At 32.9% G+C, this 13,406-nt stretch carries 15 protein-coding genes; 13 read left to right on the forward strand and 2 right to left on the reverse strand.

The genetic code is table 11. The features are described 5' to 3' along the window. The first annotated feature begins 34 nt into the window (after nucleotides 1–34). From atpG to HM986_RS05440, 12 genes are all read left to right on the forward strand, one after another. Nucleotides 35–895, forward strand: coding sequence for an ATP synthase F1 subunit gamma (gene atpG, locus HM986_RS05385; RefSeq protein ID WP_179334023.1), 861 nt, complete (start codon nucleotides 35–37; stop codon nucleotides 893–895). A gap of 213 nt (nucleotides 896–1,108) precedes the next feature. Next, nucleotides 1,109–1,300 (forward strand): hypothetical protein, encoded by a 192-nt coding sequence (locus HM986_RS05390; RefSeq protein WP_179334024.1) that lies wholly within the window; start codon nucleotides 1,109–1,111, stop codon nucleotides 1,298–1,300. An 89-nt stretch (nucleotides 1,301–1,389) separates the two neighbouring features. After that, on the forward strand, nucleotides 1,390–1,602 hold the full coding sequence (locus HM986_RS05395) for a hypothetical protein (RefSeq protein WP_179334025.1): 213 nt from the start codon (nucleotides 1,390–1,392) through the stop codon (nucleotides 1,600–1,602). Nucleotides 1,603–2,388: 786 nt separating this feature from the next. Further along, nucleotides 2,389–2,649, forward strand: a complete 261-nt coding sequence (locus HM986_RS05400; RefSeq protein ID WP_179334026.1) for a hypothetical protein — start codon at nucleotides 2,389–2,391, stop codon at nucleotides 2,647–2,649. Nucleotides 2,650–2,875: 226 nt separating this feature from the next. Continuing rightward, nucleotides 2,876–4,336, forward strand: a complete 1,461-nt coding sequence (locus tag HM986_RS05405; RefSeq protein WP_179334027.1) for an oligosaccharide flippase family protein — start codon at nucleotides 2,876–2,878, stop codon at nucleotides 4,334–4,336. A gap of 32 nt (nucleotides 4,337–4,368) precedes the next feature. Continuing rightward, nucleotides 4,369–4,803 (forward strand): dUTP diphosphatase, encoded by a 435-nt coding sequence (gene dut / locus HM986_RS05410; RefSeq protein WP_179334028.1) that lies wholly within the window; start codon nucleotides 4,369–4,371, stop codon nucleotides 4,801–4,803. 39 nt (nucleotides 4,804–4,842) lie between these two features. Beyond that, nucleotides 4,843–5,160 carry a GIY-YIG nuclease family protein gene (locus HM986_RS05415; RefSeq protein WP_178986355.1) on the forward strand — a complete coding sequence of 106 codons (318 nt, stop codon included), beginning with the start codon at nucleotides 4,843–4,845 and terminating at the stop codon, nucleotides 5,158–5,160. Between the two features lie 68 nt (nucleotides 5,161–5,228). Then, on the forward strand, nucleotides 5,229–6,248 hold the full coding sequence (locus HM986_RS05420; RefSeq protein ID WP_179334029.1) for a sugar phosphate nucleotidyltransferase: 1,020 nt from the start codon (nucleotides 5,229–5,231) through the stop codon (nucleotides 6,246–6,248). A gap of 41 nt (nucleotides 6,249–6,289) precedes the next feature. Then, on the forward strand, nucleotides 6,290–6,604 hold the full coding sequence (locus tag HM986_RS05425; RefSeq protein ID WP_179334030.1) for an antibiotic biosynthesis monooxygenase family protein: 315 nt from the start codon (nucleotides 6,290–6,292) through the stop codon (nucleotides 6,602–6,604). A 10-nt stretch (nucleotides 6,605–6,614) separates the two neighbouring features. Continuing rightward, entirely contained in the window at nucleotides 6,615–7,958 is a 1,344-nt protein-coding gene (locus tag HM986_RS05430) for a tetratricopeptide repeat protein (RefSeq protein WP_246288452.1), read from the forward strand. A gap of 3 nt (nucleotides 7,959–7,961) precedes the next feature. Further along, complete coding sequence (locus HM986_RS05435) at nucleotides 7,962–8,756, forward strand: DUF4292 domain-containing protein (RefSeq protein ID WP_179334031.1); 795 nt, start codon at nucleotides 7,962–7,964, stop codon at nucleotides 8,754–8,756. 44 nt (nucleotides 8,757–8,800) lie between these two features. After that, a complete protein-coding gene (locus tag HM986_RS05440) occupies nucleotides 8,801–9,979 on the forward strand; it encodes a murein hydrolase activator EnvC family protein (protein ID WP_246288453.1) in 1,179 nt (392 codons plus the stop codon). A 2-nt stretch (nucleotides 9,980–9,981) separates the two neighbouring features. On the opposite strand, the gene HM986_RS05445 is transcribed toward HM986_RS05440, so the two are convergent. Both HM986_RS05445 and HM986_RS05450 read right to left on the reverse strand, forming a co-directional pair. After that, nucleotides 9,982–10,491 (reverse strand): acyl-CoA thioesterase, encoded by a 510-nt coding sequence (locus tag HM986_RS05445; protein WP_179334033.1) that lies wholly within the window; start codon nucleotides 10,489–10,491, stop codon nucleotides 9,982–9,984. A 246-nt stretch (nucleotides 10,492–10,737) separates the two neighbouring features. Then, nucleotides 10,738–11,676 carry an HU domain-containing protein gene (locus tag HM986_RS05450; protein ID WP_179334034.1) on the reverse strand — a complete coding sequence of 313 codons (939 nt, stop codon included), beginning with the start codon at nucleotides 11,674–11,676 and terminating at the stop codon, nucleotides 10,738–10,740. Nucleotides 11,677–11,970: 294 nt separating this feature from the next. Between HM986_RS05450 and dprA the strand changes: the two genes are divergently transcribed. Beyond that, entirely contained in the window at nucleotides 11,971–13,074 is a 1,104-nt protein-coding gene (dprA, locus tag HM986_RS05455; RefSeq protein ID WP_179334035.1) for a DNA-processing protein DprA, read from the forward strand. The last annotated feature ends 332 nt before the right edge of the window (nucleotides 13,075–13,406 follow it).

Here is a 13,406-nt window from a genome sequence, read left to right on the forward strand (position 1 = left end):
TGAGCTGATGCGAGGAGTCTTTATCATATAAAGAATGGCGAATTTAAAGGAAATTAGAAACAGAATATCATCGGTATCATCAACGATGCAGATTACTAGTGCCATGAAAATGGTATCTGCTGCGAAGTTAAAGAAAGCCCAAGATGCTATTACAGCAATGCGTCCTTATTCTAATAAGTTAACGGAATTGCTTCAGAGTCTAAGTGCAACGTTAGATGAAGATTCTGGAAGTAAATATTCTGCTCAACGTGAAGTAGAAAACGTACTTTTAGTTGTTGTAACTTCTAATAGAGGTTTGGCTGGTGCATTTAATTCTAACATTATTAAGCAAGTAAATAGACTTACTAATGATACATATGCAGGCAAAGATGTTTCTTATTTAACAATAGGTAAGAAAGCAAATGATGCCTTCAAAAAAACGAATAAAGTTATTGCAAATAGAAGTGATTTGTATGAAGACTTAACGTTTGATAATGTTTCTGAAATAGCAGAAATGCTTATGGAAAAATTTGTTGCTGGTGAATTTGATAAAATTGAAATAGTTTATAATCACTTTAAAAACGCAGCGACACAAATTGTAATGACTGAGCAGTTCTTGCCAATTGTACCTGTCGAAAGTGATGAAAATGTTAATTTAGATTACGTTTTTGAACCTTCTAAGATAGAAATTGTTGAAGAATTAATCCCAAAGTCATTAAAGACTCAATTGTATAAAGGTATTAGAGATTCTTTCGCGTCAGAGCATGGTGCACGTATGACGGCTATGCATAAAGCAACAGATAACGCAACTGAGTTAAGAGATCAACTAAAATTAACTTATAACAAAGCAAGGCAAGCTGCAATTACTAATGAGATTTTAGAGATTGTTGGTGGAGCTGAAGCTTTAAATAACTAAACGACATCCTTAGTTTAAACTAAGAATTTTAATATATAAAAACCTAACTTTAAATAGTTAGGTTTTTTTTATGCCTTCATGTAACATTTATAAGATTTGTATTTAAAAGGTAAATTGAATTAAAAATCAATATCATGAAAAATCTAAAAAGCGGACTGCTTATCCTAATACCTCTTGTTTCAGGATTTATGTACTCGCAACACACATCTTTTAATGTTAATATTACCGGAAATTAGAAATCCTATATTACTATTTCCTGACTTTAGCTTTCCTGGTATAGTATGGGAAGTGGCGGTTACAGAGCTTTCTAATACTCGTGATTGTCATGTTTTTACTTTTGCAGGCTTCGGTGATGTACCAGCAGTTAAAACCCCGTGGTTACCTAAAATTAAAGAGAAAGGATAACTTATATTTCTGATAACAATCTTAAAGAAATCACTTTAATTGGTCACAGTTCGGGTGGCACATTGAATTTATGATTAGGAGTCGATAATATGTTAGATTTAAAGACTATCATAATAGTTGATGCTCTACCTTCCATAGGCGCGCTTATGATGCCTAATTTTGATAGCAAAACGATTGTATATGATAATCGTTATAACGAACAGTTAATAGGTATGAGCGATGAAAATTTTGAAGCTATGGCCGCTCAAATGGCGTCGGGAATGGTACTCAATGAAACTAAAAAAGAAATTATTAAGGACTAGATCGTTGAAACCGATAGAGAAACTTATGTTTATGGCTATACCGATTTATTCAAATTAGATTTGAGAACTGATATTTCAAGAATTACTGTACCTGTAACTATACTTGCAGCTACAAAGCCTTATGGATTATAAACCGTAAAAAAGACGAATGCAGATCAATACAAAAATCTTAAAAATTATGAAATTAAGTTTGCAGAAGAATCGGTACATTTTATAATGTTCGACCAACCCAAGTGGTTACTAGAAGCTATTAAAATGGAATTAAAATAAGATTGAGGTCAGTGGAATTCGAAAAAATATATAAATATCCTAAAGTCATGCGCTTATGTATGGGAATTCAATGGGAATCAACCTCAAGCCAAAGATTCAACTCAAGAAGTGTTCATTAAGGTATGGGATAACTTGATATTACAAGAAGAGGCTTCAAACGCAATATATTTTGTACTCCAAGAATTCTTGTAAGTTATATCATTAGTGTTGCAATGCTTTTATCATTTTTTGAAACAGGACTTGCTAAAGGATTTTATATATACATCAAGGTATTAGGGTTAGTAATAATTACTGTAGGAGTTTTTTTAATTTATAAAAGAATTCAAAAAGAACTGTTTCAGATAAAGCAACTTATGGGGTAAATAAGAGCTACAAATGAAATAGTTGATTGCATAAACCGAATTATATAGTATATTTCTTACTTTTAAAGTCTTTTGGTCTGATTATTATGAATTTAAAAGGTATATTTTCATTATTTTTTCTATATTAGTCCTATCAAACTTAACCTATATTAGAATGAAACTACTAAGAAGGGCGTCTTACGTCAGTGCTTTAGCTATTGTCTTGTCGCTAACATATCAATGTACTAATTCAAAAAACGAAACCTCTCCATTTGAATCTCCTACAGTTTTTAAAGTTGAACCAATTGTTTTACAAGAAAGTTACGCTGGTATCAATGTTGCTGGCAATGGAAAAAATGGGGTAGCCGACAAAACCAGAGATATTAATGAAGTTACAGGCACACATTATGAAAACGGCCCCATCTTCTATAAATGACGATACATTGTCAACGGTTGTTGCTTTTACAAAGGAATATAAATAGTATATACTATTCAAAAACATATTAAAAAGTCTTGCTAAATAAGTAAGACTTTTTTTGTTAAAAATTAGAGTAACATTCTATACTTTACAACTATGTTGATGCGTTCTAGTAATCACGGATACAAATAGCTAATCTTTTAAGATTATTTCAATACTTTTGAGCTAAATTAACACCATAAATTTGAGCGGATTCAAATCACTTTTTAAACAAACATTTATTTACGGCTTAGCAACTGTGCTACCGAGAATGTTGAGTTTTATATTGGTGCCTCTTTATACGGATCCAAAGGTGTTGTCGGTTGAAGAATACGGTCGTGTGTCTTTCATCTTCGCTTATTTTGTATTATTTAATGTTGTTTTGGCCTATGGTATGGAAACTGCATTTTTTAGGTTTTTTAATAAGGAGGATAGTCAAGATCAAGTAACGAGTACATCTGCAATTTCATTAATCGTAAGCTCCTTTGCCTTATTAGGAATTGCTTTTTTATTTAGAAATCAGATTTCAACACTCATCAATATAGAACTTCAGTATCTCAATTTAGTATTTATCATTTTACTGTTAGATGCTTTGGTCATTATTCCATTTGCTTGGTTACGCGCGACAGCTCGACCAATGCGATACGCTATAATTAAGATATTAAACGTTGCTGTTAATCTTGGACTCAATGTTTTCCTCTTATTATATTTAAAGGATTTAGCGGATGGTCATTCTGTTTTTGACCCTATTTATAAACCTAATTTCGAAATCAGTTACATTTTTATTTCCAACTTAATTGCAAGTGGGCTAACACTTCTTATATTACTTCCTTTCTACGCTCAAATTAAATTGAAGTTCGATACTGTGCTATGGAAAAAAATGATGCGTTATGCCATGCCTGTGCTTATTGCAGGAATGGCCTATTCGGTTAACGAAACCTTTGATCGTATTCTATTAGATTATCTATTAGATCCTGCTGTAGCCGAAAAACAAGTAGGTATGTACGCTGCGTGCTATAAGCTAGCGTTATTTATGACGTTGTTTGCCACTGCCTTTCGTTTAGGAATAGAACCTTACTTTTTTAGCCATTCTAAATCTGAGAATCCACAGAAGAATTATGCGAGAATCTTGGAGTATTTTGTAGCCTTTGGTTCAGTGATTTTTTTAAGTGTTGTGGTTTTTGCAGATGTTTTAAAACCTTTTATCATTCGCAGTGAAGCGTATTACGAAGCCATGTGGATTGTACCTTTTATACTCTTAGCTAATTTTTGTTTGGGCATATATCACAACCTTTCAGTGTGGTATAAAATAACCGATAGGACGAAGTTTGGTGCTTATATTTCAATATTCGGTGCTATTACGACTTTAGTGTTAAATTATGTATTAATTCCTGTTATTGGTTTTAAAGGTTCAGCGATTGCAACTCTTTCAGCCTATTTAATAATGATGTTGTTATCCTTTTATTACGGAAAAAAATACTATCCAATTCCTTACAATATCAAAAAGATAGTACTGTATTTTGGGCTTTCAACAGCATTTTCAATGCTATACTTCTATGTTTTTAGAGGAAATTATGTTATTGGAATTGGTGCATTAATCGTATTTTTAACCCTTGTTTTTCAGCTTGAGAAAAAAGAGTTGAGGCATTTATTAAAAAGAAATTAACCTGTTTTTAGCACAGTGAATACACTTAGTTTATGAAAATTAAAATAATCAATAAATCCAATCACGACTTACCGCATTACGAAACCATTGCATCTGCTGGTATGGATTTACGCGCTAACTTATCAGAATCTAGAATTTTAAAACCTTTAGAACGTAGTATTGTAGGTACTGGTTTGTATATAGAATTACCGGTTGGTACAGAAGCACAAGTAAGACCGAGAAGTGGGTTAGCCGCTAAAAAAGGAATAACGGTATTAAATGCACCTGGAACTATAGATGCCGATTACAGAGGAGAAATAGGCGTGATTTTAGTGAATTTATCCAACGAAAATTTTGAAATTAACAATGGAGAACGCATCGCACAACTAGTCATCGCCAAACATGAACGTGCAGAATGGATAGATTCTATAGAATTATCTGATACCGATAGAGGAGAAGGTGGTTTTGGAAGCACGGGAGTTGGATGACCAATTCTCGCGAACGCGGGAATCTCAGAATAAAATAGCATGAAATATTGGTATGTCTATATAATGGCAAACAAGCCAAATGGAGTAATTTATATAGGAGTAACAGATAATATTGAAGAAAGAGTAAAAGAACATAAGTTAAAAGTTTATCCTAAATCATTTACTGCAAAGTATAATTGCGATAAGTTAGTTTATTTTGAAGAGTTTGAAAATGGAAAAGAAGCTGAAAAGCGTGAAAAAAACTTTAAAAAATGGAAAAGAGTTTGGAAAGTTGAATTAATAGAAGAAATGAATCCAAGTTGGTCTGATTTAAGTACCAACTGGAATTTGAATTTTAATAAAATTAGAGATAAATAGATAGAGTCCTGTTTTTTTAGGAATTAAGTTTAATATTAAAAAGATACCTGCTTTCGCAGGCATATGTTATGAAAATAATAGTACCAATGGCAGGGCGAGGATCTCGCCTAAGACCACATAGTTTAACCGTACCAAAACCTTTAATTCCTGTTGCAGGTCAACCGATAGTACATCGTTTAGTTAAGGATATCGCTAAAGTTTTAAAGCAACCTATTGAAGAAATTGCTTTTGTTCTTGGTGATCCAGCATTTTTTGGAGATGATGTGGTAGATAGTTTAACAGAACTTGCGGAAGGCTTAGGAGCCAAAGCATCCATTTACAGACAAGATCAGCCTTTAGGAACTGGTCATGCTATTATGAGTGCTAAGCCTTCGTTATCTGGTCCTGCTGTGATTGCTTATGCAGATACATTGATTAGAGCGGAATTCGATTTAGATCCAACAGCAGATAGTGTCATTTGGACAAAATGTGTTGCCAATCCGGAAGCCTATGGTGTTGTAAAATTAGATGATGACAAAAACATCGTTGAATTAGTAGAAAAACCAGAAACCTTTGTAAGTGATCAAGCTGTAATAGGCATCTATTATTTTAAAGATGTAGCGGATTTAAAAGAGAAATTACAAGAGGTTTTAGATGAAAATGTGATGAATGGCGGAGAATACCAAATTAATGATGGTATTAAACGCATGATGGCAGACGGAAAAATCTTCAAAACAGGAACTGTTGACGAGTGGATGGACTGTGGAAACAAAGCTGTTACTCTAGAAACCAACGCTAAAATGTTAGGGTTTTTAAAGGCAGATAATGAGGAGCAATTAATTGATGATTCTGTCGTTTTAGAAAATTCAAAAATCATTGAGCCGTGTTATATCGGAAAAGGAACGGTTTTGAAAAACACAACTGTTGGACCTTATGTGTCCATAGGTAAAGATTGTGTAATAGAAAATACAACCGTTAAAAATAGCTTAATACAAAACCATACGACTATTAAAAACGCTAATTTAGATGAAGCTATGATTGGTAATCATGTAAAGTATAATGGTGAGTTTACTAAGATTAGTATTGGTGATTACACCATTATGGAATAATTATTGAAATAGTATAATCTCGCTATTCAAATGCAGTAATCATGTATATCGTATTGTACACAATTACAGTAAAACCCAACCAAGAAATCAACTTTATTGAAGCTTGGAAAGGATTAACAACATTGATTTATAAATACGAAGGAAGTTTAGGGTCTAGATTACATAAAAAGGATGCCCTAAACTTCTTTGCATATGCACAATGGCCTGATAAAAATACGTTTGATAATGCTGGGAACAATTTACCAGAAGAAGCTAACTATTTTAGAAATATAATGAAGGCCTCTTGTGAGAAATTTGAAGTGTTAGAAAAGTTTGAAATGATTGAAGACTTGTTAAAGCAACAACAAAGTGAATAAGAAATTTATCTTGATATTAGTTTTTCTCTTCGGAATGATAATCGTTCCGCAGACGACCTATGCCCAAGTCGATTTTAACAAACGACCAGATGATGATTTAGGTAATGTTGAAGATGAATTTCAGGAGCATTTTTTTGAAGCCTTAAAGCAAAAAGGCATCGAAAATTATGATCGTGCTGTTGAAGCCCTTCAAAAATGCTTGAATCTCGATAGTAAAAAACCGGTCATCTATTTTGAACTCGGTAAAAATTATAACAAACTCAAAAACTTTGGAGCAGCAGAAGAGAATCTAAAAAAGGCCATTAGCATGCAGCCTGATAATGTTTGGTTTTTAGATGAGCTTTACGATGTATATTTTCAGCAAGACGATATTAAGAATGCTTTAAAAACCATTAAGCAACTCGTTAAATATCATCCCGATTATAAAGAAGATTTAGCAGCGCTTTACGTTAGAGAAGAAAAGTATAAGCTCGCTTTAGATTTATTAGATGAGTTAGATGCCGAATATGGATTGAGCGAATCTAGAGATGCCATGCGAAATGATATTTATAGCATCACAGGTAATGCCGATGATCGCATAGAAAATTTGGAACAACGTATTGCTAACAATCCCAATAATGAGGATAATCACTTAAAGCTTATTTACAGATATAGTCAGACAGGTGATCATAAAAACGCTTATAAAGCTGCCCAAAATTTATTAAAAGTAAAACCAGACTCTAAGTTTGTGCATTTAGCCTTGTATAAGTTTTATCTTCAAGATGAAAAGGTGGATGCCGCCATCAATTCTGTAAAAACAGTGTTGACCAGTCCAGAAATCAATGCAGATGCTAAAGCCAAAGTGCTTAAAGATTTTGTAGCTTTTGTCGCTAAAAATCCTGAGTACGAAACGGATCTAATTGATATAACATCGCTTATAGACGGTAATAAAGATGCGCAAACACATAGCGATTTAGGGCACTATTATTTAAAAGCAGGTGATAAAGCAAAGGCTTTATCAAATTTTAAAGAAGCTTTAAAACAAAGTCCTAAAGACTTTAAATTAATAAAAGATGTCTTATTACTTCAATTAGATATAAAGGACTATAATTCTGTTATAACGGACAGTGAACGTGCTTTAGAATTATATCCTGCGCAACCTATTTTGTATTTAGTAAATGCAGTGGCTAATAATAATCTGAACGCACCGAAGAAATCTATTGATAGTTTAGAAATGGGATTAGATTATTTAATTGACAACCCTAATATGGAAGCCGATTTTTATTCTGAATTAAGTACTGCCTACAAAGCCCTAAATAATATTAGTAAATCTGAAGCGTTTGCTAAAAAGGCAAAAGCCTTAAAAGCCCAATAAGTAATGAAGTTACCTCAAGTATATAGAAATTTTAAACTTACGCTAAGTGTTATTCTAATAGCATTTGCTTTTAGTTGCAGTTCCACGAAACGTGTTATAGCTTCTGGTGAGGCTAGTGATAAACTTTCGGTAAAACAGGTGATTAAACAACATCAGAAGAATGATACGGATTTTAAAACGTTGAAAGCTAGAGTTAAAATAGATATAACTCAAAATAACAATTCGCAAGGTGCAAGTTTTACACTAAGAATAGAAAAAGATAAGGTAATTTGGTTAAGTGAATCCATTTTAGGCATGGCGCGTATGATGATTACACCAGATAAAGTGAAGTTTTACAACAAACTAGATAACGAATATTTTGATGGAGATTATAAGCTATTGAGTGATGTTGTAGGTATAGATCTCGATTTTACGAAAGTTCAAAATATTCTATTAGGTCAGGCTATTTACAATCTTAATGACGAACCTCACCAAGTATCGGTTAATAATAATTCTTATGCCGTTAGTCCAAAAGATCAAAATGCATTGATAGAATTATTTTATTTAATTAATCCTTCGCACTTTAAGATGGATAGTCTGCAAATGCAACAAACGCTAGAAAAAAGAATGCTTCAAGTGGATTATGCGTCTTACCAAGAAGTAGATAAGCAAATTGTTCCAGAAAATATAAGAATAATTGCGGTTGAAGATACTGATGAAGTTGCTATTACCATGGAATTTAAATCGGTATCTTTGAATGATGAAGTGCGTTTTCCGTTTAATATTCCTTCAGGTTATAAAGAAATTGAAATCAAATAATGACTAAAAATCGGTTTAATATAATTTTAGTAATTGGGCTTTTAATGTCCAGTTTTTCACTTTTTGCTCAAAGCGATAGACAAAAAGAATTAGAAGCACAGCGTCAGCAAAATTTAAGAGAGATTAAGCAGATTAATGCGTTATTATTTACCAAAAAGAAAGAGGAAAAATCAGCAATTACGCTTATTGAAGACATTAATTATAAAGTAAACGTTAGAAAAAACTTAATTAGAATTACTAACGAACAAGCCAACTTATTAACTCGGGAAATCAATGCTAATCAAGACGAAATTACAAGTCTAAGAACCCAATTACAAGAGTTAAAGGACGACTATTCTGCAATGGTTGTTAAATCCTATAAAAGTAAGTCAGAACAAAGTAAAGTGATGTTTTTACTGTCTTCGAGTAATTTTCAACAAGCATACAAGCGACTTCAATACATAAGACAATATAGAGACTATCAGAAAGAACAAGGTGAAGCAATTAAGACCAAAACAAAAGAATTGCAGGAATTGAACATTCAATTATCCAAACAAAACGACGACAAGCGAAAACTGATTGAAGAAAACCGAATCGCCAAACGAGAATTAGAAAGTGAATTAAAACAGCGAGAGGTTTTAATGGCTTCCATTAAATCTGATATGGGAAAATTTGCCTCACAGATTAAGAAGAAAAAGCAAGAAGCGGATCGTTTAGATAAAGAAATAAATCGAATTATTAGAGAAACTATTGCTGCAGCTAACAAAGAATCAAGTAAAACGTCTTCAAAGAGTAAGTATGGTGAAACACCAGAAGCAAAACTATTATCTGCAAATTTTGAATCCAATAGAGGGAAACTAGGTTGGCCAGTTTCAAGAGGTGTTGTTAAAGTAAAGTATGGAAAACAAAGATCATTAGTTGATAATTCAGTGACGCAGAATTATAAAAGTATCTATATCGCTACTGAAGACAAATCTGGAGTTAAAGCGGTTTTTAATGGAGAAGTAACTAGAGTATTGGTCATTAAAAATGGTAATCCTGCCGTATTTATTAGACATGGTATTTATTTCAGTGTCTATATGAACCTCTCTAAAGTTAATGTGAAAAAAGGCGATAAAGTTGTGGCAGGTCAGGTTATTGGTGAAGTATTTACCAATAAAATAAAGGGTGAATCGTTATTAGGTTTCAGAATTTATAAGAATGATCAAGTAATGAATCCAGAACCTTGGTTAGCTAAGTTTTAAGATTACTCAAAAAGCGCTTTAAGTTCAGTAGCTTCATCAGGTTTCATTTTACCTGCTAAAAGTAAACTCAATTGTTTACGACGTAGCGCAGCATCAAAACGTTGTATTTCTAATTCGGTTTCAGGCACCAACTCAGGGACTCTTACAGGTCGTCCGGTTTCATCTACAGCAACAAAGGTATAAATAGCTTCGTTGGCTTTAATGCGGTCACCAGATTCTCTATCTTCAATCCAAACATCCATATACACTTCCATTGATGATGAAAATGCTCGTGAAACTTTAGCTTCAATCATTACAACACTACCAAGAGGAATAGCTCTGTTAAAAGCCACATGGTTAACAGAAGCCGTCACTACAATACGTCTAGAGTGTCGTCTGGCAGAAATACTAGCTGCTCTATCCATACGCGCTAATAATTCGCCACCAAATAAGTTATTGATAGGATTAGTTTCGCTTGGTAATACCAAATCGGTAACAATGGTTTTAGACTGAGATGCGGTTCTAGTTGACATAAATTATTAAAATTTGTGCAAAGATAGAGCGATTTTAAGACGAAGGAGTATTATTATGGGTAAAAAATGAAAAGTGAAAAAAAGGCTCGGCGAAAAATAATGATAGATTAAACTATTAAAATTTCTAAATAAAGTCTATCTAATTTATTTCTATGTAAATCTCCGCGTCAACTCCGTGAGTCGCTGTGTAATAGTAATTTACATTAAGCTAAACGTAAGCATTGTTAAAACTCGGATCTTAAAAGTCTATTTGAGTTTTTTTATCAATAACCATGCATCACGATTGTGCTCACGACGAATTTTAAAAAGTTCATTTTGTGCTTCAGCTCTTGTGTCAAAACTACCATAAACAACTTCGTGCAAACCATAACGATTTTCACCAATCTGGCGCGCTTTAAAACCTTGCGATCTTAGTTGATCCACTTTCTTTTCAGAATTAGCCGCTACTCTAAACGCACCAGCCACAATATGGTAATTACCACTCTGTTTTTCTAAAGATAATGTGGCAGCAGGTAATGGGTTGCTGATTATAAAAGTTGCTTCTTGTACTTTAGCATCGAGTTGCTCATTCGCTTGCTCTTGTGCTAATTGGTTATGATCCTCAATTGTGTTGTTGTAATAGTTCGCAGCACCAAAACCAACTAAGCCTAAAAAGATAGCAGCTGAGGCAGCATATTTTAACCAATTACGGTTAGAGCGCTTTTCTGGCGTTAATATAATAGGTGCAACGTCTTCAATAGCTTCAACCGTTTCTTTATAAACTTCGCGTGTAATATCCGAAGATGAAAAGTGAGATAACCCAAAGGAGTCAGTCAAATAATTGATATGACTAGATGGATCAAACTGAATTTTTCCATCAGCATTTAATGCTAATTCACCTATGTTCTTAAGCTGAACAGTTTCACCTTCAGTTAAGTAGGCTTTTATAGACTTTATCTGCTTAGAAATATTATTTAAAGCTGTGCTATACGGTATCTTTTCAACCTCAGCAATATAGTTGGCTAATAAGCCATCATTTTGCTGCAATTGCTCATTAAAAGACAATGCTTTTTTGGGAGGATAAAACGTATGTGTGGTTTCGTGTATTTTCGCCGAAACACGACGCGTCAAAAAAGCTCCAAATTCTGGAACAGTCACACAATCGTATCGGTATAAAAGGTCGCTAATGTAAGTCTCTAACTGCATAATAGCAAAGTTAGAAATTTTTAATTCTGAAAGAAATTAAGTTGGATTTATTTATTAACATCGAATTAAATTGTCACTTATGTAATTGATTTTCTTTTGATTCAATATTAAAATTATAGGGTATACGTAAATAATTACTTAAATGGATGTGTAAATTATACCACAGTTTCAGGTTAAGCGTAATCTAAAATCGATTAAATATAGATAATTATAAATAGTTTAGGCTCAGGTGTTTTAAGATTATAATATTTATATTCGTAACAGATGATTTTTTTTTTAAAGTAATAATGCGCAATGACAGATCAACAACTTATTTATGCTTTAGCTTTACAACACGTTCCAAAAATTGGAGCTACAACGGCTAAGAAACTCATTAATCATTGCGGATCTGCTGAAGCAGTTTTAAAAGAAAAGAAATCTAAGATTTTAAAAATTGATGGTGTGGGTGTCATTACGATTCAAGGTCTTTTTGATAAAATCCATCTCGAAGAAGCCGAACAAGAATTAAAATTCATAAAAGACAATAACGTCACTGCCCATTATTTTACTGAAGATACCTATCCTGAACGCTTAAAACATTGTATTGATAGTCCTATTGTATTATTTCAATCTGGAAACATCAATATAAAGCAACAACGTATTATAAGTATCGTTGGAGCGCGTAAAATTACCACCAGTGGCATCGCCTTTTGTGAGAAATTAGTAGAGGCTTTATCTCCATTTAACCCCATAATTGTGTCTGGGTTTGCCTACGGAACAGATATTACCGCGCAAAAAGCTGCGGTAAAACATAATTTGCAAACTATAGGGTGCTTGGCGCACGGTCTCAACCAAATATATCCTAAAGTACACAAGAAATATGTAGCAGATATTGAAAATCATGGAGGTTTTTATACTGACTTTTGGAGTACGGATGCGTTTGATCGCAATAATTTTTTAAAACGAAACCGCATTATCGCCGGACTTAGTGAAGCAACTATTGTTATAGAGTCTGCTGAAAAAGGCGGTAGTTTAGTTACGGCTGATATTGCCAATTCTTATAATAGAGAGGTTTTTGCTGTACCTGGTAGAACCACAGATAGCCAAAGTATAGGGTGTAATAACTTAATAAAGTTTCAGAAAGCACATCTATTATCTAATCCATTAGATATTCCTTATATGTTGAATTGGGAATTAGAAACAGATAAGAAGCCAGTGATTCAGCAACAACTATTTGTAGCATTAGAACCCGATGAAAAAATCATTTATAATTTTCTAAAAGAGAATAGCAAAACAATGTTAGATGTTATTGCTCTACGCTGCGAAATGCCTACTTATAAAATAGCTGGCATATTATTAAATATGGAATTAAAAGGTGTAGTGAGGCCTTTGCCAGGTAAATTATTTGAAGCAATTTAAAAAGAAGCGCTCTCTAAAGATAGAATAAGAGGTTTTTTTAGTATCTAAATTATGTGGTCATAAGTTGATTTTATGCCGATAACACCAGTAAATTTGTCTTTTGTCGTATTTTTTATACTTTTTATCGTGTTTTTATTTTTTTTATTCGAAATTATTTTAGCATATTTGTCTCCCCTCAAAGAATAGTTGTCTTCCCTCAAAAACAATACATTAAATAATGCAGTTTTGTCAAATTATAGTTATTTGTTAAAACTTCATAGATATACGACTCATGGGATTACAACCTATATATTATTCAAGTCATTGAGGCATTACATTTTGATATGCACGGC

The sequence above is a fragment of the Winogradskyella costae genome (assembly GCF_013403865.1).
GTDB classification, from domain to species: domain Bacteria; phylum Bacteroidota; class Bacteroidia; order Flavobacteriales; family Flavobacteriaceae; genus Winogradskyella; species Winogradskyella costae.